The 357-nt window shown below is 35.6% G+C and carries 1 protein-coding gene; it reads left to right on the top strand.

All coding sequences use genetic code 11. The features are described 5' to 3' along the window. Positions 1-62: 62 nt before the first annotated feature. The coding region (locus GUI70_RS25430) for a M3 family metallopeptidase (protein ID WP_237725135.1) at positions 63-357 on the top strand (295 nt) is incomplete at its 3' end.

The following is a 357-nucleotide window of genomic DNA, read 5'->3' as shown; positions in this document are numbered from 1 at the left end:
ACTTGGCACCAGTTATGCAGAAATATGCTAAACTTTTACAACGTATACACGGATTAGATAACATGCGTTTTGAAGACTTGAAGATTTCTGTAGACCCTGATTATGAACCAGAGATTTCAATTGAAGACTCAAAAAATTATATTTTCGGTGCGTTAAGTGTTTTAGGTGATGACTATACAAACATGTTACGTGAAGCATACGATCAGCGATGGATTGATTTTGCACAAAATAAAGGTAAAGATACAGGCGCATTTTGTGCAAGTCCATACTTTACACATTCATATGTGTTTATTTCTTGGACTGGTAAAATGGCTGAAGCATTTGTCTTAGCACATGAATTAGGTCATGCAGGTCATT

The sequence above is a fragment of the Deinococcus alpinitundrae genome, from assembly GCF_009982895.1.
In the GTDB taxonomy this organism is placed as follows: domain Bacteria; phylum Deinococcota; class Deinococci; order Deinococcales; family Deinococcaceae; genus Deinococcus; species Deinococcus alpinitundrae.
Note: the sequence above shows the minus strand (reverse complement) of the source record. Positions and strands in the feature narration are given on the sequence as shown.